This window comes from Actinotalea sp. Marseille-Q4924 (assembly GCF_916618755.1).
GTDB lineage: Bacteria > Actinomycetota > Actinomycetes > Actinomycetales > Cellulomonadaceae > Actinotalea.
The window spans coordinates 28,897-51,341 of record NZ_CAKAKB010000005.1; the positions used below are offsets into that span (position 1 = coordinate 28,897).

Annotated in this window: 22 protein-coding genes; 12 read left to right on the forward strand and 10 right to left on the reverse strand. The window is 74.8% G+C overall.

Features of this window, described 5'->3' with window-relative positions; genetic code table 11:
• The first annotated feature begins 132 nt into the window (after positions 1-132).
• The 3 genes from LG379_RS14915 to ilvA are packed head-to-tail and all read left to right on the forward strand — an operon-like array spanning position 133 to position 3,877.
• On the forward strand, positions 133-1,341 hold the full coding sequence (locus LG379_RS14915) for a cystathionine gamma-synthase (RefSeq protein WP_225755390.1): 1,209 nt from the start codon (positions 133-135) through the stop codon (positions 1,339-1,341).
• Positions 1,338-2,669: an AI-2E family transporter gene (locus tag LG379_RS14920; RefSeq protein ID WP_225755391.1), complete on the forward strand. Its 1,332-nt coding sequence runs from the start codon at positions 1,338-1,340 to the stop codon at positions 2,667-2,669. The genes LG379_RS14915 and LG379_RS14920 overlap by 4 nt, the downstream gene beginning before the upstream one ends.
• Complete coding sequence (gene ilvA, locus LG379_RS14925) at positions 2,666-3,877, forward strand: threonine ammonia-lyase (RefSeq protein ID WP_225755392.1); 1,212 nt, start codon at positions 2,666-2,668, stop codon at positions 3,875-3,877. Before LG379_RS14920 ends, ilvA begins: the two co-directional genes overlap by 4 nt.
• Before the next feature lie 84 nt (positions 3,878-3,961).
• Here the strand turns inward: ilvA and greA are convergent, their stop codons facing one another.
• Together greA and LG379_RS14935 are read right to left on the reverse strand one after the other, a co-directional pair.
• Positions 3,962-4,450: a transcription elongation factor GreA gene (greA, locus tag LG379_RS14930; RefSeq protein ID WP_225755393.1), complete on the reverse strand. Its 489-nt coding sequence runs from the start codon at positions 4,448-4,450 to the stop codon at positions 3,962-3,964.
• Between the two features lie 287 nt (positions 4,451-4,737).
• Positions 4,738-5,148 (reverse strand): DUF4307 domain-containing protein, encoded by a 411-nt coding sequence (locus tag LG379_RS14935; protein WP_225755394.1) that lies wholly within the window; start codon positions 5,146-5,148, stop codon positions 4,738-4,740.
• Positions 5,149-5,370: 222 nt separating this feature from the next.
• Here LG379_RS14935 and mca point away from each other — a divergent pair, with 222 nt between their 5' ends.
• Genes mca through LG379_RS14950 form a run of 3 tightly spaced genes read left to right on the forward strand, consistent with a single transcriptional unit; the run spans position 5,371 to position 7,498 of the window.
• Positions 5,371-6,246, forward strand: coding sequence for a mycothiol conjugate amidase Mca (gene mca, locus LG379_RS14940; RefSeq protein WP_225755428.1), 876 nt, complete (start codon positions 5,371-5,373; stop codon positions 6,244-6,246).
• Positions 6,247-6,266: 20 nt separating this feature from the next.
• The gene (locus LG379_RS14945) at positions 6,267-6,641 is read left to right on the forward strand and encodes a hypothetical protein (protein ID WP_225755395.1); all 375 of its coding nucleotides are present in this window, start codon (positions 6,267-6,269) and stop codon (positions 6,639-6,641) included.
• Positions 6,638-7,498 carry a nitrilase-related carbon-nitrogen hydrolase gene (locus LG379_RS14950; protein ID WP_225755396.1) on the forward strand — a complete coding sequence of 287 codons (861 nt, stop codon included), beginning with the start codon at positions 6,638-6,640 and terminating at the stop codon, positions 7,496-7,498. The genes LG379_RS14945 and LG379_RS14950 overlap by 4 nt, the downstream gene beginning before the upstream one ends.
• A gap of 83 nt (positions 7,499-7,581) precedes the next feature.
• On the opposite strand, the gene LG379_RS14955 is transcribed toward LG379_RS14950, so the two are convergent.
• Entirely contained in the window at positions 7,582-8,268 is a 687-nt protein-coding gene (locus LG379_RS14955) for a hemolysin III family protein (RefSeq protein WP_225755397.1), read from the reverse strand.
• Between the two features lie 250 nt (positions 8,269-8,518).
• Here LG379_RS14955 and LG379_RS14960 point away from each other — a divergent pair, with 250 nt between their 5' ends.
• Positions 8,519-9,280, forward strand: coding sequence for an isoprenyl transferase (locus tag LG379_RS14960; protein WP_225755398.1), 762 nt, complete (start codon positions 8,519-8,521; stop codon positions 9,278-9,280).
• A 399-nt stretch (positions 9,281-9,679) separates the two neighbouring features.
• On the forward strand, positions 9,680-10,936 hold the full coding sequence (locus LG379_RS14965) for a PhoH family protein (protein WP_370634541.1): 1,257 nt from the start codon (positions 9,680-9,682) through the stop codon (positions 10,934-10,936).
• 105 nt (positions 10,937-11,041) lie between these two features.
• Here the strand turns inward: LG379_RS14965 and LG379_RS14970 are convergent, their stop codons facing one another.
• The 3 genes from LG379_RS14970 to LG379_RS14980 all read right to left on the reverse strand — a co-directional run bounded on the left by LG379_RS14970 (position 11,042) and on the right by LG379_RS14980 (position 13,929).
• Positions 11,042-11,665 (reverse strand): DUF6448 family protein, encoded by a 624-nt coding sequence (locus LG379_RS14970; RefSeq protein WP_225755400.1) that lies wholly within the window; start codon positions 11,663-11,665, stop codon positions 11,042-11,044.
• Positions 11,666-11,792: 127 nt separating this feature from the next.
• On the reverse strand, positions 11,793-13,235 hold the full coding sequence (locus LG379_RS14975) for an aspartate ammonia-lyase (RefSeq protein ID WP_225755401.1): 1,443 nt from the start codon (positions 13,233-13,235) through the stop codon (positions 11,793-11,795).
• A 43-nt stretch (positions 13,236-13,278) separates the two neighbouring features.
• Positions 13,279-13,929: a carbonic anhydrase gene (locus LG379_RS14980; RefSeq protein ID WP_225755402.1), complete on the reverse strand. Its 651-nt coding sequence runs from the start codon at positions 13,927-13,929 to the stop codon at positions 13,279-13,281.
• Between the two features lie 145 nt (positions 13,930-14,074).
• Between LG379_RS14980 and LG379_RS14985 the strand changes: the two genes are divergently transcribed.
• Both LG379_RS14985 and LG379_RS14990 read left to right on the forward strand, forming a co-directional pair.
• Complete coding sequence (locus tag LG379_RS14985) at positions 14,075-15,349, forward strand: glycoside hydrolase family 15 (RefSeq protein WP_225755403.1); 1,275 nt, start codon at positions 14,075-14,077, stop codon at positions 15,347-15,349.
• Between the two features lie 124 nt (positions 15,350-15,473).
• Positions 15,474-15,653: a hypothetical protein gene (locus LG379_RS14990; RefSeq protein ID WP_225755404.1), complete on the forward strand. Its 180-nt coding sequence runs from the start codon at positions 15,474-15,476 to the stop codon at positions 15,651-15,653.
• 30 nt (positions 15,654-15,683) lie between these two features.
• Here LG379_RS14990 and LG379_RS14995 read toward each other — a convergent pair whose 3' ends face one another.
• The 3 genes from LG379_RS14995 to xseA are packed head-to-tail and all read right to left on the reverse strand — an operon-like array spanning position 15,684 to position 18,527.
• Positions 15,684-16,877, reverse strand: coding sequence for a PfkB family carbohydrate kinase (locus LG379_RS14995; protein ID WP_370634540.1), 1,194 nt, complete (start codon positions 16,875-16,877; stop codon positions 15,684-15,686).
• Positions 16,874-17,203: an exodeoxyribonuclease VII small subunit gene (locus LG379_RS15000; RefSeq protein WP_225755405.1), complete on the reverse strand. Its 330-nt coding sequence runs from the start codon at positions 17,201-17,203 to the stop codon at positions 16,874-16,876. Before LG379_RS15000 ends, LG379_RS14995 begins: the two co-directional genes overlap by 4 nt.
• Position 17,204: 1 nt before the next feature.
• Complete coding sequence (gene xseA, locus LG379_RS15005; RefSeq protein ID WP_225755406.1) at positions 17,205-18,527, reverse strand: exodeoxyribonuclease VII large subunit; 1,323 nt, start codon at positions 18,525-18,527, stop codon at positions 17,205-17,207.
• A gap of 149 nt (positions 18,528-18,676) precedes the next feature.
• Here xseA and LG379_RS15010 point away from each other — a divergent pair, with 149 nt between their 5' ends.
• The gene (locus LG379_RS15010; RefSeq protein WP_225755407.1) at positions 18,677-19,699 is read left to right on the forward strand and encodes a 4-hydroxy-3-methylbut-2-enyl diphosphate reductase; all 1,023 of its coding nucleotides are present in this window, start codon (positions 18,677-18,679) and stop codon (positions 19,697-19,699) included.
• Positions 19,700-19,757: 58 nt separating this feature from the next.
• Here the strand turns inward: LG379_RS15010 and rmuC are convergent, their stop codons facing one another.
• Positions 19,758-21,158: a DNA recombination protein RmuC gene (rmuC, locus tag LG379_RS15015; protein ID WP_225755408.1), complete on the reverse strand. Its 1,401-nt coding sequence runs from the start codon at positions 21,156-21,158 to the stop codon at positions 19,758-19,760.
• 119 nt (positions 21,159-21,277) lie between these two features.
• On the opposite strand from rmuC, the gene ychF reads away from it, so the two are divergent.
• Positions 21,278-22,372, forward strand: coding sequence for a redox-regulated ATPase YchF (ychF, locus tag LG379_RS15020; protein ID WP_225755409.1), 1,095 nt, complete (start codon positions 21,278-21,280; stop codon positions 22,370-22,372).
• Positions 22,373-22,445 lie beyond the last annotated feature (73 nt).

The following is a 22,445-nucleotide window of genomic DNA, read 5'->3' on the forward strand; positions in this document are numbered from 1 at the left end:
AACGCCCGACGGCGGGGTCCGTGTTCCCCGACGTCCGCCACGCACCCGCTGCCGTGGGCCCCGGAGTTGCCGCAGGCCCCCGCCGGGCCGCGCGTCGACCCACGTGTCGCCGGTGACAACTAGCCTGGGCGCGTGACCTCATCGACGCCGAACGACTGGACCGACGCCGGGTTCGCGACCCGTGCCATCCACGCCGGGCAGGACCCCGACCCGACCACGGGCGCCGTCGTCCCGCCGATCCACCAGGTCTCCACCTACAAGCAGGACGGCGTCGGTGGCCTGCGCGGCGGGTACGAGTACTCCCGGTCGGCGAACCCGACGCGCACGGCGCTCGAGGAGGCCCTCGCGGCCGCCGAGCGGGGGTCGCGCGGGTTCGCCTTCGCGTCCGGGCTCGCGGCCGAGGACACGCTGCTGCGCGCCGTCCTGCGGCCCGGTGACCACCTCGTCGTGCCCGACGACGCCTACGGCGGCTCGTACCGGCTCATCGCACGGGTGTTCGCGCCCTGGGGCGTGGAGCACACCGCGGTGGACCTGGCGGACCTCGACGCGGTGGCGGCGGCGATCCAGCCGGGCCGGACGAAGGTGGTGTGGGTCGAGACGCCGACCAACCCGCTGCTGGGCGTCAGCGACATCGCGGCCATCGCCGCGCTCGCCGGTGCGGCCGGTGCGGTGCTCGTCGTCGACAACACCTTCGCGACGCCGTACCTGCAGCAGCCGCTGGCGCTCGGCGCGGACGTCGTCGTGCACTCGACGACCAAGTACATCGGCGGCCACAGCGACGTCGTCGGTGGAGCGCTGGTCGTGCGCGACGGGGCCCAGCTGCCGGTGGGCCTGGAGGGGCCGACCGGCTCCAGCGACCTCGCGGCGACCATCGCCTTCCACCAGAACGCCTCGGGCGCCGTGGCCGGGCCGTTCGACGCGTGGCTCACGCTCCGCGGCCTGCGGACCCTCGCGGTCCGGATGGACCGGCACTGCGCCAACGCCGACGCGGTCGCCCGCTTCCTGGAGGGGCACGCGGCCGTCCACCAGGTCATCTACCCCGGGCTGGCCTCCCACGTGGGCCACGAGCTCGCGGCCCGGCAGATGTCGGGCTTCGGCGGCATGGTGTCGTTCCGCGTCGGCAGCCGCGACAAGGCGCTCGAGGTGTGCGACCGGACCCGGGTCTTCACGCTGGCGGAGTCCCTCGGCGGCGTCGAGTCGCTCATCGAGCACCCGGGGCAGATGACGCACGCGTCGGTCGCCGGCTCCCCGCTGGAGGTGCCGGACGACCTGGTCCGGCTCTCGGTCGGGATCGAGGACGTGGCGGACCTCGTGGCGGACCTGGGCCAGGCGCTCGCATGACGGTCGCGCCCGGGGGGGACGCCGCCCCCGAGCGGCCGGTCCTGGAGTCCGTGCCACGGTCGGTCCAGGTGGCCGCCGCGTGGGCCTGGCGGCTCATCGTCATCGCGATCGCGCTGGCCGTCGTCCTGCTCGGGCTGTCGGTCGGCAAGGTCATCTGGGTCCCCGTGGCGATCGCCCTGCTGCTCACCGTCCTGCTCAACCCCCTGGCCGAATGGCTCGTCCGGTGGGCACGGATGCCGCGCGTGCTCGCCGCGGCCCTGTGCGTCGTCGGGCTGCTCGTCGTGGTGGGGAGCCTGCTCACGCTCGTCGGCCGGCAGCTCGTCATGGGCTTCGGCGAGCTCTACGGCCAGGCGCAGGAGGGGTTCTCGGCGCTGCTCGTCTACCTCGCCGACAGCCCGCTCGGCATCGACACCGCGCAGATCGAGGCCTACATCGACGAGGCCCAGGCGCAGCTCCAGGCGAACAGCGACTCGCTCGTCTCGGGTGCGCTCGCGGTCACGACGACCGTCGGCAGCGTCCTCGCCGGGATGATCATCTCGCTGTTCGTGCTGCTGTTCTTCCTCAAGGACGGCCCGATGATCGGGGCCTGGCTCGTGCGGCTGCTGCCGGCGGGAGCGCGCCACCGCACGTGGGAGGCGTCCCGGCGCGGTCTGGTGACGCTCTCCTCGTACGTCCGGGCGCAGATCCTCGTCGCGTTCGTCGACGCGGTCGGCATCGGCCTCGGGGCGGCGCTCCTCGGACTGCCGCTCGTGGTCCCGCTCACGGTCCTCGTGTTCCTCGCCTCCTTCATCCCCTTCGTCGGCGCGATCGCCACGGGCGCGATCGCCGTCCTCGTGGCGCTCGTCGACCAGGGTCCGGGCGCAGCGGTGATCATGCTCCTCATCGTCCTGGGCGTGCAGCAGCTCGAGGGGAACGTCCTGCAGCCCCTGCTCCTGGGCCACGCCGTCTCCCTCCACCCGGTGGCCGTGCTGCTGGCGGTGACCGCCGGCTCGCTGACGGCCGGGATCCTCGGCGCGCTCCTCGCCGTCCCCGTCGCCGCGACGATCAACACCGTCGTCCTCTACCTGCACGGGAGGGACAAGTTCCCCCGGCTGGGCAGGGACCCCGACGGGCTCGACACCCGCCTCGCGCGGCTCGGCGGGCCGCCGCCGGAACCCCGGCGACCCCGGCGTGGCCCGCGCCGGGACGCCCAGGGGCGCCCCATCACCACCGGGGCGACCGCCGCCGGAGCGACCGTGCCCGGACGTCGGGCCGGACCGGCCTCCGAGCCGGCCCCGGCGGCGACCGCCGGGTCGGACGGGTCGACCCGGTCCGGTGACGTCCGGTGACCACACCGCCCGTGGGCCCGGACGACGTCGCGGCCGCGGCGGAGCTCGTCGCGGGCGTCGCGCGACGCACGCCCGTGCTGGACAGCCGAGCGGTGTCGACGCTCGCCGGCGGTCCCGTCCTCCTCAAGTGCGAGAACCTGCAGCACTCCGGCTCTTACAAGGTCCGGGGCGCGTACGTCCGGCTCGCCCGCCTCTCCGACGAGGAGCGCGCCCGTGGGGTCGTCGCCGCCAGCGCAGGCAACCATGCCCAGGGCGTGGCCCTCGCCGCGGGCCGCCTGGGGGTCCGGGCGACGGTCTTCATGCCCCAGGGCGCGGCCCTGCCCAAGGTCGCCGCCACCCAGCAGTACGGGGCGCACGTGGAGCTCGGCGGGGACTCGGTCGACGAGGCGCTCGCCCACGCCCGGGAGCACGCCGAGCTGACCGGTGCGGTGCTCGTCCACCCGTTCGACCACGTCGACGTCGTCGCCGGTCAGGGCACGGTGGGCCGCGAGATCCTCGAGCAGGTGCCCGACGTCCGCACGATCGTCGTGCCCGTCGGCGGCGGAGGCCTCGCCGCGGGGATCGTCGCCGCGCTGGGGGACGACCACCCCCAGGTCGAGGTCGTGGGAGTGCAGGCCGCCGCGGCGGCCGCCTACCCGCCGTCCCTGGACGCCGGCCGGCCGCTGACGGTGCCCCTGCACTCGACGATGGCCGACGGCATCGCGGTCGGGCGCCCGGGCGACGTCCCGTTCGCGCTGCTCCACGGCCGCCACGTCCCGGTGCGGACCGTGTCCGAGGAGGAGCTGTCCCGGGCGCTGCTCATGCTCCTCGAGCGCTCCAAGACGGTCGTCGAGCCGGCCGGCGCGGCCGGGGTGGCTTCGATCCTCGCCGGCCACCCGGTGCGGACCCCGGCGGTCGTGGTCCTGTCCGGCGGGAACATCGACCCGCTCCTGCTGCTGCGCGTCGTGCGGCACGGGCTCGCGTCGGCCGGGCGCTACCTCCAGCTCCGGGTGCGCGTCGACGACCGGCCTGGCCGTCTCGCGGCCATGGTCGGGGAGGTGGCCGCGGCGGGGGGCAACATCACCCACGTGGGCCACGTGCGCACCGGGGTGGACCTGGCGATCGACGAGGTCGAGGTCGGGCTGCAGGTCGAGACCCGCGGACCGCAGCACAGCGGCGAGGTCGTCGAGCGGCTCCGCGCGGCGGGCTACCGCGTCACCGACGCCTGAGTCCCTCGGGAGCCCGGGTCCCCCCGGGACGCCGACCGGCCCCGCCGCACGAGGCGTCGGGGCCGGTCGATGCCGAGGGCCGCGTCAGGACTGGAAGGGCTTCGCCTCGTGGATGACCACGGGGATGGTCCGGCCGTTCGGCGCCTCGTACGACGTCTCCTCGCCGGCGGAACGGCCGATGATCGCGGCACCGAGCGGCGACTTCTCGGAGAACACCTCGATGTCCGTGCCGTCGGCGACCTCGCGGGAGCCGATGAGGAACGTCATCCGGTCGCCGGCGACCGACGCCGTGACGACCATCCCCGGCTCCACGACGCCGTCGTCGGGCGGGGCAGCACCGACCACGGCGTTGCGCAGGATCTGCTGGAGCTGCTGGATGCGCGCCTCCTGCTTCGCCTGCTCCTCCCGCGCAGCGTGGTAGCCGCCGTTCTCCTTGAGGTCGCCCTCGGAGCGCGCGGACTCGATCTTCTCCGCGATGTCGCGCCGGCCGACCGTGGTGAGCTGCTGGAGCTCGGCGCTCAGGCGGTCGTGCGCCTCCTGGGTCAGCCAGGTGACGGTGGTGGACTCGGTCACGGTCGCTCCTTTCGAGCTTCTCGTCGTGCGGCGCGGTCGGCGCCGTGCACTCCTCGTTGCTGTGTCTGGTCGCTCCGGGCGGTCGCGGGCTCCGCGAGCCACCCGGATCTGTCGTGGTCACGTCCTGAGGCGCAGCACGCGACGCCGGGCGCCGGGTGGTCGTGGCCCGTGCCCCTCCGGGCCGGGTGCCGCGTGTGCGCGGCGACCCCGGCGCGACGCGGGCGCAGGTCACACCACCGTGTGCAACGCCCTCGGGCGCGGGAAACGACCAGTGTAGCCCTCGTGTCTCAGCGGTCGACGACGACGCAGGTGTCCACGATGCCCGTGACCGCCTGCTCGGACGTGCGGACGGTCGTGCTGAGCCGCACCGCCGTCGCGGTGGCGGGCGGCACGTCGACCTCGACCAGGCCCACCTGGGCGTACTGCTGGTTGAGGGCCTGGACGGTGCACCGCACCGGCACCGACGGGTCGGTGCGCGCGACCTCGAACACCACCTCGACCCGGTCCGCGCCGTCGAGCGAGAAGCCGACGTCGGTCCACGTGACGGGTGTCCGGGCGGCGCCGACACCGATCCACAGGGCGCCGGCGACCCCCAGGGCACCCAGCACCCACAGCGCGGCGCGCCCGGCGCGTCGGCGACGCTCGTCCGGGATCGGCCCGTAGCGGCCCGGCGGCGGCCGCAGAGGTGTCTGGTCCATGGCGGCGCCGTCTCCTCGGGTGTCGGTCGGTGGTGCGACCATTGTCCCCGACGTCACAGGCGCCGACGGCGCTTCGGGACCGGACGGCACACGCGCAGGACGACAGGAAGCAGAGGTGGGACGGTGACCGCAGCGGGGTCCGCCGGGCAGCACGAGGACCGCACGGCGGGGGAGCCGGACGCGGCCGTCGCGGCAGCGGGCTCCCGCCGGGGTCTGCGGCTCATGGCCGTGCACGCGCACCCGGACGACGAGTCGAGCAAGGGTGCGGCGACGACGGCGCGCTACGCGGCCGAGGGCGTCGAGGTGCTCGTGGTCACGTGCACCGGCGGTGAGCGCGGCAGCGTCCTCAACCCTCGGTACGTCGACCCGCCGACGTCGACGGAGGAGCTGGCCGCGGTCCGCCGCGACGAGATGGCCCGGGCCGCCGTGGCCCTGGGCGTCCGTCAGCACTGGCTCGGCTTCGTCGACTCCGGCCTGCCGGAGGGTGACCCGCTGCCGCCGCTGCCGGAGGGATGCTTCGCGCTGGTCCCGCTGGAGGAGGCGGCGGCGCCGCTGGTGGAGCTCGTGCGGTCCTTCCGCCCGCACGTCATGACGACGTACGACCCGAGCGGCGGCTACCCGCACCCGGACCACATCATGTGCCACAAGGTCGCGTTCGAGGCCTTCCACGCGGCCGGCGACAGGGACCGGTACCGGGGCCGCGGCGAGCCGTGGCAGCCCCTGAAGCTGTACTACAACCACGACTTCTCGCTGCAGCGCATGCGGACCGTCCACGAGGCGCTCCTCGAGGCGGGGCAGGAGTCGCCGTTCGGCGACTGGATCGAGTCCCGCGCGATGCGCGAGGTGCCGGAGCGCCCGGTGACGACCCGCGTGCCGTGCGCCGAGAAGTTCACGGCACGTGACGAGGCGCTGCGGGCGCACGCGACGCAGATCGACCCGGAGGGGTTCTTCTTCGCGGTGCCCCGGGAGGTCGAGGCGCGGGTCTGGCCCGTCGAGGAGTACGAGCTCGCCGTCTCGCACGTGCCGACCACGACGTCGCCCCCCGAGGACGACCTGTTCGCCGGTGTCCACGCCGACGACGTCGCGGGCGCCCGCTGATGGGCCCGCTCGTGGGCGTCATGGCCGGAGCCCCCGTCGACGCCGTCGTGGCGCTGCTCGTCCTGGCCGGGGCCGAGGACGGGCTGCGCCCCGACCTGGAGCCGACGGACGTCACGCCCGGCGTGCTCGGCTTCGCCGTGACGGCCCTCGTCGTGGTCGGGCTCATCGGCCTGCTCCTGTCCATGGTCGTGAAGCTGCGGCGGGTCAACCTGGGCACGGAGCGTCCCGCGCCGCCATGGGCTGCCCCCGCCCCGCGGGACGAGCCGCAGGACCGGACGACACCCGCCCGGGACGAGACGCAGGACGGGACGGACCCGCAGGGGCCGGTCGACGGCCGGGGGAGCCGACCGGCGGACCGGACGCCGGGGACGACGGACCCGGACGCCGACCGGTGAGCGTGCGCGCCCACGCGGTCGCCTTCAGCAGCGGCCGCGACGTCGGCGCCAACCGCGCCGCCGCGGTGGCCGCGGTCGAGAGCGCGGCCGAGGACGGGGCTGCACTGGTCGTGCTCCCGGAGTACGCGGCCCTGTTCGACCCGAGCGGCGTGCCGCCGGAGCTGGCCGAGCCCCTCGACGGTCCCTTCGTGACCGCGCTGCGCGAGGCGTCGTCGCGCACGGGGGTCACCGTGGTCGCCGGCACGTGCGTGCCCGGCTCGCGCCCGGACCGGGCGCAGAACGCGGTCGTCGTCGTCGCGGGTGGTGAGGTCGTCGGCGACTACCGCAAGGTGCACCTCTACGACGCCTTCGGCCACCGCGAGTCGGACAGGCTGGAGGCCGGGGCGGCCGACGCGGACGCGGTCGTGGTGGAGGTCGGGAGCCTGCGCGTCGGTGTCATGACCTGCTACGACCTGCGCTTCCCGGAGGCGGCGCGCCGCCTCGTGGACGCCGGCGCCGACGTCCTCGTCGTCCCTGCCGCGTGGGCGTGGGGTGAGCACAAGGCCGACCACTGGCTCACGCTCCTGCGCGCCCGCGCCATCGAGAACACCGCGTACGTCGTCGCGGCGGCCCAGCAGGGGCACGGGGTGACCGGCGCGTCGGTGGTCGTCGACCCTCTCGGGGTGGTGCTCGCGGATGCGGGTGCCCCCGAGCGCGAGCCGGCGCCGGCCACCGGGCTGCTCGGCGGCGCCCCGTCGGGCGCGGCCTCACCGACGGCCCCGGCGGCGGTCGCCGACCTCCGTCCGGAGCACGTCGCCGCCGTGCGGGAGAAGAACCCCTCCCTGCGCAACCGGCGCTACCGCGTGGTCCCGGCCTGAGCCGTCGTCGTCGTGGTGGTGCTCGTCGTGTGCGGCGCGGTGGCGCTCGCGGCAGGCCGAGGGGCGCGCGGCGGACGGCGCCGTCAGCCGGCGGCGTGCACCGCGATCGTCACGGCGGCGTAGTGGCAGCCGTACCCGATGACGGTGAGCACGTGGAAGATCTCGTGGAACCCGAACCACCGCGGGCTGGGGTTCGGCCGCTTCGTGCCGTAGACGACGGCGCCGACGGTGTAGGCGAGGCCGCCGACACCGACGAGCCACGCGATCGCCGCACCGCCGGATGCCGCGTAGTCCGGCAGGAACCAGACGGCGACCCAGCCGAGGGCGACGTACACCGGAACGTAGAACCAGCGCGGTGCGTGCAGCCAGAAGACGCGCGCCAGCAGGCCGGCGATCGCCCCCGCCCACACGACGACCAGCAGGTTCCGGTTGAGCGGCCACGGCAGGAGCAGCGCCGTCAGCGGCGTGTACGTCCCCGCGATGATGAGGAAGATGTTGGTGTGGTCGAGCCGTCGCAGCACGGCGCCCGTGCGGGGGGACCAGGTCCCGCGGTGGTAGACGGCCGACGTGCCGAACAGGAGGACGGCGCTCACGCCGAAGATCGTCGACGTGACCCTGCCGGCCGTGGTCGGCGCCATGACGACCAGCACCACCGAGGCGACGACGACGATCGGCGTCACGCCCGCATGCACCCAGCCGCGCAGGCGCGGCTTGATGCCGTGGTGCGTCGCGGCGGGCGCGTCCCCGACGCTGCCCGTGGGCACGCTCATGTCACCCTCCGGTCCTGGTGCCGGTCGTCGGACCGACGCTCCTGGCGGCCTCGGATCCAGCGTGCCATCTCGCCGGACCACTCGTCAGCCTCTCCTACGCAAGCGTAGGTTACTGGACCGTAGGTTCGTCTTCACCACACCTCCACGCGGCGCCGCGGACCTCTACCGCCTGCGACCGCCGACGCGCCGTCGGCCCGGCCGCGCGAGCGCTACCGTGTGCTCGTCCGGACCACGCTCGGAGGACCCCTGCATGCGTCTGCCCCACCCGGTCTACGGGCTGTACGAGCGGCGGCTGGCCGCGTCGCTGCCCAAGGACGCCATCCCGCGGCACATCGGGGTGATCCTCGACGGCAACCGGCGGTGGGCGCGGAGCCTCGGCGAGTCCGCCTCCCACGGGCACCGTCGCGGAGCGGACAAGATCGTCGAGCTGCTGGAGTGGTCGGAGGAGGCAGGCGTCGAGGTCGTGACGCTGTGGATGCTCTCCACCGACAACCTGTCGCGGGCGTCGGACGAGCTCAGCGAGCTGCTCGGCATCATCCAGGACGCCGTCAGCGACCTCGCCGCGCGGGGTCGGTGGTGCCTGCAGGTGGTCGGCGCCCTCGACCTGCTGCCGCCCGGGGCGGCCGCGACGCTGCGCGAGGCCGAGCGCCGGACGTCGAACGTGCCGGGGCTGCACGTGAACATCGCGGTCGGGTACGGCGGACGTCGTGAGATCGCCGACGCCGTCCGCGCCATGCTCCGGGCGCACGCGCACGACGGCACCGCGCTGGAGGACCTGGCCGAGAGCTTCGACGTCGAGCACATCGCCGAGCACCTCTACACGAGAGGTCAGCCGGACCCGGACCTCGTCATCCGCACGTCGGGGGAGCAGCGGCTCGGCGGCTTCCTGCTGTGGCAGAGCGTCCACACCGAGTTCTACTTCTGCGAGGCCTACTGGCCGGACTTCCGGCGCGTGGACTTCCTGCGGGCCCTGCGCAGCTACGCCCAGCGCGAGCGGCGGCTCGGGCGCTGAGGCCGGCCCGCGCGTCGTCGGCCGGGTGACCGTCGTACGACGTCCGGGTGAACCCCCGCGCCCGGGCGTGTCGTGCGGCGTGTCACGGCGCGCGACGCGCGGAGGGCGGGCGTACGTTCCGAGATGTCAGGACGACATCCCGCCGTCCTCGGGAGGCCCCATGGAGCACAGGCTCCGGGAAGGGGGCCGGTCCCGGCCCTCGTGGCCGACCGACCCCCACCCAGCCGTCGAGCGCCGGACGACCGGCGCGAGGTGGCGCGAACGGCGCTGAGGCGCCGGAGGGAGCCTGCCGTGGCCACGACAGCCGGTACGAGCCGTACGACCGCCGAGGACCGGGACCCGCAGGTGCGGCGCACGTTCGTGCTCGACACGTCAGTCCTCCTCTCCGACCCGCGCGCGATGCTCCGCTTCGCCGAGCACGCCGTCGTCCTGCCCGTCGTCGTCATCACCGAGCTCGAGGGCAAGCGGCACCACGCCGAGCTCGGCTACTTCGCCCGGAGCGCCCTGCGACTGCTCGACGAGCTGCGCGTCCAGCACGGGCGCCTGGACGAGGCGGTGCCGGTCGGCGACCAGGGCGGCACGCTGCGCGTCGAGCTCAACCACGTCGATCCGCAGGTGCTGCCCGCGGGCTTCCGCCTCGGGGACAACGACACCCGGATCCTCGCCGTCGCCCGGAACCTCGCTGACGAGGGCGCCGAGGTGACGCTCGTGTCCAAGGACCTGCCGCTGCGGGTCAAGGCGTCCGCGGTGGGGCTGACCGCGGAGGAGTACCGCGCGGAGCTCGCCGTGGACTCCGGCTGGACGGGGGTGACGCACCTGCAGCTCGGGGACGCGCAGATGTCGGAGCTCTTCACGGCCGAGCAGATCGACCTGGCCGACGTCGACCTCACCGGTCAGGACACGGGTCCGCTGCTGTGCCACACCGGCGCGGTCGTCACGTCGACCCGTGGCTCGGCGCTGGCCAGGGTGACCGCGGACAAGCGGCTCCGGCTCGTCCGCGGGGACCGCGACGTCTTCGGGGTCCACGGTCGCAGCGCCGAGCAGCGCATCGCGATCGACCTGCTCATGGACGAGGAGATCGGGATCGTCTCCCTCGGCGGCCGGGCCGGGACGGGCAAGTCGGCCCTGGCGCTCTGCGCGGGGCTGGAGGCGGTCCTCGAGCGGCGCAAGCACCGCAAGGTCATGGTGTTCCGGCCGCTGTACGCGGTGGGCGGCCAGGAGCTCGGCTACCTGCCGGGCAGCGAGGCCGAGAAGATGAACCCCTGGGCGCAGGCGGTGTTCGACACGCTCGGCGCGCTCGTCGCGCCCGAGGTCGTCGAGGAGGTCATGGCCCGCGACCTGCTGGAGGTCCTGCCGCTCACCCACATCCGCGGCCGGTCGCTGCACGACGCGTTCGTCATCGTCGACGAGGCGCAGTCCCTCGAGCGCAACGTGCTGCTCACCGTGCTGTCCCGGATCGGCCAGAACTCGCGCGTGGTGCTGACGCACGACGTCGCGCAGCGCGACAACCTCCGCGTGGGGCGGCACGACGGCGTCGCGGCCGTCATCGAGGCGCTCAAGGGCCACCCGCTCTTCGCGCACGTGACGCTCACCCGGTCCGAGCGGTCGCCGGTCGCCGCGCTGGTCACGGAGATGCTGGAGGGCATCGAGGCCTGAGCGAGGCGGCGCGCGTCCCCGGACGCGCACGCAGGATCGGGGAAGGCCGGTTGCGGATGCTGCAACCGGCCTTCCCCGTTCGCGTGCCCGGCCTCGCTCCCGCGGTCACTCCGGGTGGTCGCGCAGGAGCGCCGCAGGTCCGCGGTCCGCCCGGCCGTGCCCGGCGGGCTCGTGGGTGTGCCCGCCACCGTTCTCACCGTGCCCACCGACGTGCACGTCCCCGTGCCCACCCGCGTGCACCGCCTGGTGGACGCCGTGGGCCCACACCTGCAGGCTCAGCATCGCCTCGACCCAGCGACGGGCCTGCGGGACGCCGTCGTGGACGTCCTCGGCCGCGGCGGTCGCCACGCCGAGCCGCCGCTCGGCCTCCGCGCGGACCTCCTCGGTGAGCAGCGCGACGAGCGCCGTGGCGTCGCCGTCGGCGAGCGCCTGCTCGGCGAGCGGGATGGCGGGGCCGACGTCGAGGCCCGCCGGCTTGAGGCCCGTGAACGGGGCGCCTTCACCGGCCCGGTGCACCCGGACCACCGTCTCGAAGAGCAGCCGGTCCGCGACCTCGCGGGCCGTGACGCCCTCGCGCCGGGCGGTGCGCACGAGGGCGAACACGTCGCGCACCTCGTCCTCGCCCTCGGTGTGGACGTAGGGCAGGAGGAGGTTGACGTCGTCGGCCTCCAGCGCGCGCCGCGCAGCGGTCACGACGGGGCCGTCCAGGGAGTCGCAGTGCGGGGGCATGGCAGGTCCTCTCGTCGACCTCTCCAGCGTCCGTCCGCCCGGGTGGCTCGGGGAAGGGACCGACGTCCCCTCGCGTCCGCGACCGGACGCACGCCGTCGTCGCCCGACGGGACCGACGTGCCTGCCGTCACCCCTGGGGCGGCCGCGTCATGGACAGGACGTCGAGGGCCTCGTCGAGCTGGGCCTCGGTGACCTCGCCCCGCTCGACGAAGCCGAGGTCCACCACGGCCTGGCGGACCGTGACACCCGTCTTGACGGCGTGCTTGGCCACCTTCGCCGCAGCCTCGTACCCGATGACGCGGTTGAGCGGCGTGACGATCGACGGCGAGGACTCCGCGTACGCGCGCGCCCGCTCCTCGTTCGCGGTGATGCCGGCGACCGTCCGGTCAGCGAGGAGCCGCGCCGCGTTGGCGAGCAGCCGCTCGGACTCCAGCACGCCGAGTGCCATGACCGGGATCTGCACGTTGAGCTCGAAGGAGCCGCTCGCCCCCGCCCAGGCGACGGTCGCGTCGTTGCCGACGACGCGCGCCGCGACCATGAGCACGGCCTCGGGGACGACCGGGTTGACCTTTCCGGGCATGATCGAGGACCCCGGCTGGAGGTCCGGGATGAAGATCTCGCCCAGCCCGGTGTTGGGGCCCGACCCCATCCAGCGCAGGTCGTTGCAGATCTTCGTCAGGCTCACGGCGATCGTGCGCAGCGCGCCGGACAGCTCGACCAGGCCGTCCCGGGCGCTCTGCGCCTCGAAGTGGTCCCGCGCCTCGGTGATCGGCAGGCCGGTGTCCTCCCGCAGGAAGTTGATCACATGGGCGGGGAAGCCGGCCGGGGTGTTGATCCCGGTGCCCACCGCCGTCCCGCCGAGCGGGACCTCCGCGACGCGGGGGAGCGCCGCGTGGAGCCGCTCGACGCCGTACCGGACCGCCGCGGCGTAGCCGCCGAACTCCTGGCCGAGCGTCACCGGCGTGGCGTCCATGAGGTGCGTCCGGCCGGACTTCACGACGTGGGCGAGCTCGGCGGACTTGGCCTCGAGGGCCGCGGCGAGGTGCTCGAGCGCGGGGACGAGGTCCCGTGCCAGTCCGGCCGTCGCGGCCACGTGCACCGACGTCGGGAACACGTCGTTGGAGGACTGCGAGGCGTTGACGTGGTCGTTGGGGTGCACGGGGCTGCCGAGGCGCTGCGACGCCAGCGTGGCGAGCACCTCGTTCATGTTCATGTTCGACGACGTGCCCGAGCCGGTCTGGAAGACGTCGACGGGGAAGTGCGCGTCGTGCGCGCCGTCGGCCACCTCGTCCGCCGCGGCGGCGATCGCCTCGGCGAGGTCCTGCGGCAGCACGCCGAGCGCGGCGTTGGCGCGGGCGGCGGCCTTCTTCACCCGCGCCAGCGCCTCGATGTGCCCGCGCTCCAGGGGTGTGCCGGAGATCGGGAAGTTCTCGACGGCCCGCTGGGTCTGCGCGCGGTACAGCGCGTCCTCGGGGACGAGGACGTCGCCCATGGTGTCGTGCTCGACGCGGTACCCCGGCGGCGGCGTGGTGGGGTCGGGAGCTGCTGGGGTGACGGCGCTGTCGGTCATGGGACCCATTCTGGCAGCGGTGCGCGGGTGGTCCGGCGGTGGCTCAGTCCTCGACGGAGCCCGCGACCTCGACGACGCGCACGCGTCCCTCGGCCAGGGCGTACTCGGCGCCGACGACGGCCACACGGCCCGCCTCGACGCCCTCGCGCAGGTATGCGGAGTAGCTCTGCAGCATGCGGACCGTCACGCCCACGTGCTCCTGGCCGAGCTCCGCCGCGGTGGGCGTGAGCGACCCGCCGCCGGCCCAGCCCTCGGCCGGTGGGCGGGTGAGGGAGACGACGCTGGGGATGACCCGGTCCACGACCGCGCGGACGAACCCGGTCGGCATCACCCCGGTGCGCAGGGCCTCCACGGCGGCACCGACCGCCCCGCACGAGTCGTGCCCCAGGACGACGACGAGCGGTGCGCCGAGCACCTGCACCCCGTACTCGATGGAGCCGAGCACGGTGGTGTCGACCACGTGGCCCGCGGTCCGGACCACGAAGAGGTCACCGAGCCCCTGGTCGAAGACGAGCTCGGCGGCGACCCGGGAGTCCGAGCAGCCGAAGACGACCGCGAAGGGCTCCTGCAGCGAGCTCACCGCCGACCTGCGGTCCAGCCCCTGGGAGGGGTGCTCCATCGCGCCGTGCAGGAAGCGCTCGTTGCCGTCGCGCAGCGCGCGCCAGGCCTGGGCCGGGGTGAGGGTGCTCGACACGCGGGCCAGTGTGGCGCACCTCCGCCGGCGGCGCCGCCCGACGGCGGTGCCCGACGGCCGGGCCCGGCCACGCCCCGTGCGCGCCGGCGACGACAGGGACGTGCGGCCCTGGCCCGTGCCCTCCGGGGTTGCGTAGGGTGCAGCGGTGCCCCTCGCCCGACGTCGTCGTCGCCTGCTGGTCGGCAGCACGGCGCTCCTGACGGTCGGGTTCCTCGCCACGGGTGCCAGCAGCCCTGCCGAGCCCGCACACGCCCGGATCGCCCTCTACTCCGACGGGGTCGCGCTCGACGCCGACGGCGTGCCGCGGCTCGTGGAGGTCGGGGCCGACGTCGTCGACGACCCCGTGCAGCGGGCGCGGCAGGACGCCTGGCTCGCCGCGGGACGGGTCCCGGGACCGGAGCGCTACCGGGACATGGCGGAGCAGGCGCTGCGCGACCTCGACGCGCTGGTGCTGGACGACGGCGCGGCCCTCGCGGCCGGGAGCCCCTACTGGCGGTACGTGTGGCCCCGCGACGCGTCCTTCACGGCAGCGGCGCTGGCGCGCACGGGTCACGCCGACGACGCCCACCGGGTGCTCACGTACCTGGCGCGGATGCACGAGCGCAGCACGGTGGACGGCGTCCTGCAGGCGCGCTACCTGCCCGACGGCTCCGGCGGCACGCCCGACGCCCGGGCGCCCCAGCTCGACGGCAACGGCTGGGTGCTGTGGGGCGTCGCGCAGTGGTACGCGGCGGCCGGCCCCGGCCGCGACGCGCAGCTGGAGGAGCTGCGGGGCCTCGTGACGGGGTCGCTGGCGACGATCCGCGCGCACGTGGACCCCGTCACCGGTCTGCCTCCCGCGTTCCCCGACTACTGGGAGGTGCGCGAGAGCCGCCCGACGCTCGGCACGGCCGCACCGCTGCTGGCCGGTGCGCGCGCGGCCGGGCCGGTGCTGGCGGCGCTCGGCGAGCCGCCCGTCGGCGACCTCGTCGCGCTGCTGGAGCGGGGCGTCGAGGGGAACTTCGCGCCGCACTACCCGCGGCGCCTCGGCGGCCGCGCGCAGGACACGGCGGTCGCGTGGCTCATGCCGCCGTTCGGGGCCGCCGACGACCAGGTCACCTCGGCGTGGCGGGACGCCGCGGCGGGGATGGCCCGGCCTGCTGGCGGCCTCGCCCCGGGCGAGGACTGGAAGAACGACGGCGTCTCCTGGACCCCCGAGACGGCGATGTGGGCGCTGACGGCGGCCGCGTCGGGGGAGGTGGAGCTGGCGGAGGACCGGCTGGACTGGCTGGACCGGCACCGCACGGACCGCGGGTCGCTTCCCGAGAAGGTGCTGCACGACGGCTCGCCTGCTGCGGTTGCGCCGCTGGCGTGGACGGCGTCCACTGTTCTCCTGGCACTGGACGAGCTGGACCGACAAGGTGCAGGCTCGGGCCCCTGAGGCGGATGCCTCGTCGGCACGCAGCGGACGCGACCCGTCCGCGCCGGTTCACCGGCGACGTGCAAGGAGTGGTCGACCGGCCACACAGAGCAGGTGGGTTGTCGCCGACGGCGAGGGGGCCGAGATGGCACAGGCACGTGCAGCACGGGTCGGCCGCGAGGCCGAAGGTCAGCGGCTCGTCGTCCTCAAGGCGATCCTCGTGGTGGCCGTGACGGTCGCGCTCGCCGGTGTGGCCGCGGCGGCCGGTCTGGGCGTCACGGTCCCCGGCGCGGACGTCGACGTGGTCGTGCCCGTCGGGGAGTGACCCGGACGGCGGGCGGTCCGGCAGCCCCCGTCACAGGGGCGTGGTGAGCTCGTCGGACGTGGGCGGGTTCGCCCCCGGCCGGCTCACGGTGATGGCGGCGATCTCTGCGCAGCGGGTCAGCACCGACCTCAGCACCGTCTCGTCAGCCTCGCGCAACGCGTCCCGGTGGGCGGCGCCGAGCAGGCCGACGGACCACAGGCCGTCGATGAGCCCACCCATGAACGAGTCGCCCGCGCCGACGGTGTCGGCGACGGTCACGCGTGGTGCCGCCACGTCGATGACGCGTCCGTCGACCGTCACCGCGGTCGCGCCCTCGCCGCCGCGCGTGACGACGACCAGCGCCGGGCCGCTCGCGGCCCACCGGAGGGCGACCTCGGTCGGGTCGGCCCCGGGCTCGAGCCAGGCGAGGTCCTCGTCGCTGACCTTGACCACGTCCGCGAGGGCCACGAGCCGCTCGACGACCGGGCGGGTCACCTCGGCCGGCGGCATGAGGGAGGGCCTCAGGTTCGGGTCGTACGTCACCGTGGCCGAGCCGCGCAGGGCCTCGAGGATGCGCGCGACGTCCGGGCCGCCGGGCTCGAGGACCGCAGCGATGGACCCGGTGTGCACGACCACCGGCGCTCCGGACGGGGCCGACCACCGCGCCGGGACGTGCCACGAGAGGTCGAAGTCGTAGGTCGCGACGCCGTTGGCGTCCACGTGCGCGACGGCGACCGACGTGCGGTCCGCCGTCTCGCTGCCGGCGACGACGGTGACACCGGAGGCCTCCAGGTGCCGTCGCAGGAGCGCGCCGTGCGCGTCGTCGCCGAACCACGTCAGCAGGTGGGCGTCGCGTCCGAGGCGCGCCAGCCCGAGCGCGACGTTGGCGGGGCTGCCGCCGGGGTGCTCGGCCACCGCGCCGTCGGACGTGCGGACCACGTCGATGAGGGCCTCGCCCACGACGAGGGCCACCCCCTCGTCACCGGCCACGGCCACCTCGCCGAGGTCGGGCTCGGAGGCGGAGTCGAACGCCCGCTCGCGGGTGCCCGTGCTGACGACCCCGCTGGGCGGGGCGTCCACGCCGGCCTCCGGGGTCCCTGGCTCGGCGGGAGGGGCGGTGGGGGTGCCCGCAGGGTCCGACGGCGCCGTGGGCGTCGAGGACGTCGGCGACGCGACGGTCGTGGCGCGAACCGGCACGGTGGGCGCGTCCTGCTGCGGTGCTGCGTCGGTGCGGTCGTCGCTCATGAGCCGTCCTCGGGGTCGGTCGGGTCGTCGTGGCTGTCGGCGGTGCGGGGTCCGGCCGAGGCGGCGGGCGCCGCCGCGACGGGACCGCCCGCGCGAGCCTGCTCGAGGCGCCGTCGTGCGCCGTCGAGCCACTCCTGGCACCGCTGGGCGAGCGCCTCGCCCCGTTCCCACAGTGCCAGGGAGCCCTCCAGGGTCTCGCCACCGGCCTCCAGGCGGGACACGACGGAGGTCAGCTCGTCGCGGGCCTGCTCGTAGCTGAGCTCCTCGACGGGTACGGGCTGCTCCGCACCGGTGGTGGGCCTGCTCGTCGGCGTGTCGGTCGGCACGTCACTCCTCCTGGGCGGGGGGCCGTCGGCGGCCCGCACGGGGCTCAGTAAACCGTGGTGGGGCTCCGGGTGCGCCGGTGCTCGCGGCGCCGAGCTCGCCGGCGGCGAGGCGGAGGCGAAGCGGCGTCCCGGTCGGGGCGTCCTGCGGGGTGCGCACGACGGCGCCGTCCTCGGACCGCTGCACGACGGCGTAGCCGCGCTCGAGGGTCGCGGCGGGGGAGAGGGCCCGGACCTGCGCCTCGAGGCGGGAGACCTCTGCGTGCCCTGCCCGGATCCGGTCCTCGAGGGCGCGGCACGCCGCTGCGCGGAGACGTTCGACGTCGTCGTGGCGACCCTGCAGGAGCAGCTCGGGACGGGCGAGCACGGGGCGGGACCGCAGCGCGGCCAGCCCGTCCCGCTCCCGGTGGAGCCGGTGGCTGACGGCCGACCGGACCCGACCCCGCAGCTGGACGAGCCGCGCCCGCTCCTCGCCGACGTCCGGGACGACCCGCTTGCCGGCGTCGGTGGGCGTCGACGCCCGGTGGTCCGCGACGAGGTCGAGCAGCGGGCTGTCCGTCTCGTGCCCGATGGCGCTCACCAGGGGCGTCCGGCACGCCGCGGCGGCGCGCACGAGGGCCTCGTTGCTGAACGGCAGGAGGTCCTCGACGGACCCGCCGCCGCGCGCGATGACGATGACCTCGACGGCGGGGTCGGCGTCGAGCTCGCGCAGGGCGGCCGACACCTCGGGCACGGCCGCGACGCCCTGCACGGCGACCTCACGGATCTCGAACCGGACCTGCGGCCAGCGCGCCCGGGCGTTGACGACGACGTCGTGCTCCGCCTTGGACTCCCGTCCGCAGACCAGCCCCACGACGTGCGGGAGGAACGGCAGCGGCCTCTTGCGGGAGGCGTCGAAGAGGCCCTCGGCGGCGAGGACCCGTTTGAGGTGCTCGATGCGGGCCAGGAGCTCCCCGAGGCCGACCGGCCGGATCTCGTCCGCCTCGAGCTGCAGCGTGCCCCGTTTGGCCCAGAACCGCGGGGTGGCGTGGACGACGACGTGGGCGCCCTCCTGCACCGGCGCGGTGGCGGCGTCGAGGACCTTGACGTGCACGGACACCGGGAGCGACACGTCCGCCTCCGTGTCCCGCAGCGTCAGGAACGCCAGGGTGGTGCCCGGCCGGCGGTTGAGCTGCACGACCTGGCCCTCGACCCAGACGCCCGGCATCCGGTGGACGTACTCGGCGATCCGCGCGGACAGGTGGCGGACCGGCCACGGCGCATCCGGGGCGGTGTCGAGCGCCCGGGGAGGCAGGCGGCGCCGGGGCGTCGTCGTCGGCTCGGTCACGGCGACCACCCTGCCACCTGTCACCGACGCGGGATGCCGGGGACGGTCGCACGGGGCGTCGGCCGGCCCGCCGGGTACCGGACTTCGCCCGTAGCGCACAGCGAGCCCGCAGGCGCGGTCGCCGGCGGGGCGTTCCGTAGACTGAGGCGGTGAACCCCTCCACCTCTGCCAAGCGTGTGCTGCTCGCCGCGCCCCGCGGCTACTGCGCCGGGGTCGACCGTGCCGTCATCGCGGTCGAGAAGGCGCTGGACCACTACGGCGCACCGGTGTACGTCCGCAAGGAGATCGTGCACAACAAGTACGTGGTGGAGACGCTCTCCCGGCGGGGTGCGGTGTTCGTCGACGAGACGGACGAGGTCCCGGAGGGCGCCCGTGTCGTCTTCTCGGCCCACGGCGTCTCGCCCGCCGTGCACGCGGCCGCCGCGGCGCGCTCGCTGCAGACGATCGACGCGACGTGCCCGCTGGTGACGAAGGTCCACAAGGAGGCGGTCCGGTTCGCCCGGGACGACTTCGACATCCTCCTCATCGGCCACGAGGGGCACGAGGAGGTCGAGGGCACGATGGGGGAGGCCCCCGACCACGTGCAGCTCGTCAACAGCCCCGACGAGGTCGACGACGTCGTGGTGCGCGACCCCGACAAGGTCGTCTGGCTGTCGCAGACGACCCTCTCGGTCGACGAGACGATGGAGACGGTTCGCCGGCTCCGGGAGCGCTTCCCGAGCCTGCAGGACCCGCCGAGCGACGACATCTGCTACGCCACCCAGAACCGCCAGGTCGCGGTGAAGAAGCTCGCCCCGTCGTGCGACCTCGTCATCGTCGTGGGGTCCGCGAACTCCTCCAACTCCGTCCGGCTGGTCGAGGTGGCGCTGGACGCGGGGGCGCGCGCCTCCTACCGCGTGGACCAGGCCTCGGAGATCGACCCGGCGTGGTTCGACGGTGTCAGCACCGTCGGCCTCACGTCGGGCGCCTCCGTGCCGGAGATCCTCGTGCGGGACGTCCTGGACCTGCTCGCGCGGCACGGGTACGCCGACGTCGAGGAGGTCCGCACCGCGACCGAGGACCTGATGTTCTCGCTGCCGCGCGAGCTGCGGGCGGACCTCAAGGCGGCCGGACAGGCCCCCGCCCGGCCGCAGCGCGGCGGGCGTCACGCGCTGACGGTCGACCCCGCCTGACGGCCGACGGCCCGAAGGGGTCCGACGCGCCGGACCGGACCTGACGGGCTCGACCGGGTCAGCGCTCGGCGGCCTGACGCCGATCGTCGAGGTCCGGCTCACCGTGCACGTCGACGTGCGCGTCGGCGTGGCCGTCGATGGCGACGACGCGCGCGGTGGCGGACGCGACGAGCTCCGGTGCCTGCACCTGTCGCGTCACGCGGTCGAGCTGGGCGGGCGCCTCGAGGTCCGCGTCGGTCACCTGCAGGTCGGCGAGACGACGGGCGCTCACGAGCACGCGGGACTCGAGCGACGCCACGGCGTCGTTGTAGGAGCGCACGGCCCCGTCGAGCTGCCGACCGAGCCGGCTCACGTGCCCCCCGAGGGTCGCCAGACGGCTGTGCAGCTCCCGGCCGAGGACGAGGACCTGCTGGGCGTTCTCCGCCAACGCCTCCTGCCGCCATCCGTACGCCACCGTCCGCAGCAGAGCGACGAGCGTCATCGGGCTGGCCAGGACGACGTCCCGCTCCATGGCGTACTCGTAGAGGCTCGGGTCCACGTCGAGTGCCGCGTGCAGGAACGGCTCCGCGGGGACGAACAGCACCACGAACTCCGGCGCCGGGGAGAACTGCTCCCAGTACGCCTTCGACGCCAGGTCGTCGACGTGACGGCGCAGGTGGCGGGCGTGGGCCGTCATGCGCGCGGCGCGCTGGGCGTCGTCGTCGGCCTGGACGGCCTCGAGGTAGCCGAGGAAGGGCACCTTGGCGTCGACGACGACGTTCTTGCCCCCGGCCAGACGCACCACCATGTCCGGCCGCTGCACCCCGTCGTCGGTGCGGGTCGAGGCCTGCTCGACGAAGTCGACGTGGGGCAGCATCCCGGCCGCCTCCACCACCCGGCGCAGCTGGAGCTCACCCCAGCGCCCTCGCACGTGCGAGGCGCGCAGCGCCGTCACCAGACGGCTCGTCTCCGAGCGGAGCTGCTCGGACGTCTGCTGCATGGCCCGCACCTGCTCGCCGAGCGCCGCGTGTCCGGTGGCCCGCGCCTGCTCGGCGACGGTCACCTGGGTCCGCACCTCCTCGAGCACCTTGGTGAGCGGCTCGACCATCTGCCGGACCGCCTCCTCGCGCTGGGCGAGCGTCGCCGCGTGGGTGCGCTCGGTGGCCCCGAGTCGCTGCTCCGCCAGGCCGAGGAACTGCTCGTTGCTGCGCTCGAGCACCTCCGACGCCACCGAGCGGAACTGGTCGACGAGACGGTCGTGGTCCGCCCGTGCGGCGTCGAGGCGCTCGGTGCCGACCCGCCGCTCCGCCTCGAGCTCCGCCCGCAGGCCGGCGAGCTCGACGCGCGCGTCGGCGAGCGCACGGGCCGACCCCGGGGCGCCCGCCGCCGCGTCACCGGCGGCACGCCGCGCCACCGCCACGACGTAACCCACGACGCACCCGAGCACGAGCCCGACCAGGAGCAGCATCACCTCGACCATGACGTCACCGTGCCACCGCCCACCGACACGACGCGTGAGGCGGTGCCCGGGAGGTGCCGGATCGGCTCGGGGCGCCCGTGGCGACGGCCTGAGCAGCCACGCCCGTAGACTTGCCGCCCGTGGCTCTAACCATCGGCATCGTCGGACTGCCCAACGTCGGCAAGTCCACCCTGTTCAACGCGCTGACCCGCGCGGGCGTCCTCGCGGCGAACTACCCGTTCGCGACGATCGAGCCGAACATCGGGGTGGTGTCCCTGCCTGACCCGCGCCTGGACCGGCTGGCCGAGATCTTCGACAGCGAGCGGATCGTGCCGGCCACGGTGTCCTTCGTCGACATCGCCGGCATCGTCCGCGGCGCGAGCGAGGGGGAGGGCATGGGCAACCAGTTCCTCGCCAACATCCGCGAGGCGGACGCCATCTGCCAGGTGGTGCGGGCCTTCACCGACGAGGACGTCCACCACGTCGCGGGCAAGGTGGACCCGGCGGACGACCTGGAGACGATCAACACGGAGCTTGTCCTCGCCGACCTGCAGACGGTGGAGAAGCAGATCCCGCGGCTGGAGAAGGAGGTCCGCGGCAAGAAGACCGACGCGGCCGTCCTCGCGGCCGCGCAGCAGGCGTACGAGGTGCTCGCCGAGGGCACCACCGTCTTCGCCGCGCGGGACCGCCTCGCGAAGGCCGGTGTGGACGCCGCGGCGCTGAAGCAGCTGCAGCTGCTCACCTCCAAGCCGTTCATCTACGTCGTCAACACCGACGAGGCGGGCCTCGGGGACGAGGCGATGAGGGCGCGGATGCGAGAGCTCGTCGCACCGGCCGAGGCGATCTTCCTCGACGCGAAGCTGGAGTCCGAGCTCGTCGAGCTGGACCCGGAGGACGCCGCCGAGATGCTGGCCTCCACCGGTCAGGAGGAGTCCGGCCTCGACCAGCTCGCGAGGGTGGGGTTCGAGACCCTCGGCCTGCAGACGTACCTCACCGCGGGCCCCAAGGAGTCCCGCGCGTGGACGATCCGCAAGGGCTGGACCGCTCCTCAGGCGGCGGGCGTCATCCACACCGACTTCGAGCGGGGATTCATCAAGGCGGAGGTGGTCGGTTTCGACGACCTCGTCGAGGTGGGGTCGATCGCGGCTGCCCGCGCGGCGGGCAAGGCGCGCATCGAGGGCAAGGAGTACGTCATGGCCGACGGCGACGTCGTGGAGTTCCGCTTCAACGTGTAGCGCCGGCGCCGACCGGGGACTCCTCCATCACCGAGGTCCACCGGGTCCGGAGACGCACCCCGGACGCAGCGTG

Bases quoted from the DNA above. Each gene is read 5' to 3' on its own strand.
- LG379_RS14920 (WP_225755391.1), top strand. From the start codon at position 1,338: ATGACGGTCGCGCCCGGGGGGGACGCCGCCCCCGAGCGGCCGGTCCTG.
- LG379_RS14935 (WP_225755394.1), bottom strand. From the start codon at position 5,148: ATGGACCAGACACCTCTGCGGCCGCCGCCGGGCCGCTACGGGCCGATC.
- mca (WP_225755428.1), top strand. From the start codon at position 5,371: ATGGCCGTGCACGCGCACCCGGACGACGAGTCGAGCAAGGGTGCGGCG.
- LG379_RS14945 (WP_225755395.1), top strand. From the start codon at position 6,267: ATGGCCGGAGCCCCCGTCGACGCCGTCGTGGCGCTGCTCGTCCTGGCC.
- LG379_RS14955 (WP_225755397.1), bottom strand. From the start codon at position 8,268: ATGAGCGTGCCCACGGGCAGCGTCGGGGACGCGCCCGCCGCGACGCAC.
- LG379_RS14960 (WP_225755398.1), top strand. From the start codon at position 8,519: ATGCGTCTGCCCCACCCGGTCTACGGGCTGTACGAGCGGCGGCTGGCC.
- LG379_RS14965 (WP_370634541.1), top strand. From the start codon at position 9,680: ATGCTCCGCTTCGCCGAGCACGCCGTCGTCCTGCCCGTCGTCGTCATC.
- LG379_RS14970 (WP_225755400.1), bottom strand. From the start codon at position 11,665: ATGCCCCCGCACTGCGACTCCCTGGACGGCCCCGTCGTGACCGCTGCG.
- LG379_RS14975 (WP_225755401.1), bottom strand. From the start codon at position 13,235: ATGACCGACAGCGCCGTCACCCCAGCAGCTCCCGACCCCACCACGCCG.
- LG379_RS14990 (WP_225755404.1), top strand. From the start codon at position 15,474: ATGGCACAGGCACGTGCAGCACGGGTCGGCCGCGAGGCCGAAGGTCAG.
- LG379_RS14995 (WP_370634540.1), bottom strand. From the start codon at position 16,877: ATGAGCGACGACCGCACCGACGCAGCACCGCAGCAGGACGCGCCCACC.
- rmuC (WP_225755408.1), bottom strand. From the start codon at position 21,158: ATGGTCGAGGTGATGCTGCTCCTGGTCGGGCTCGTGCTCGGGTGCGTC.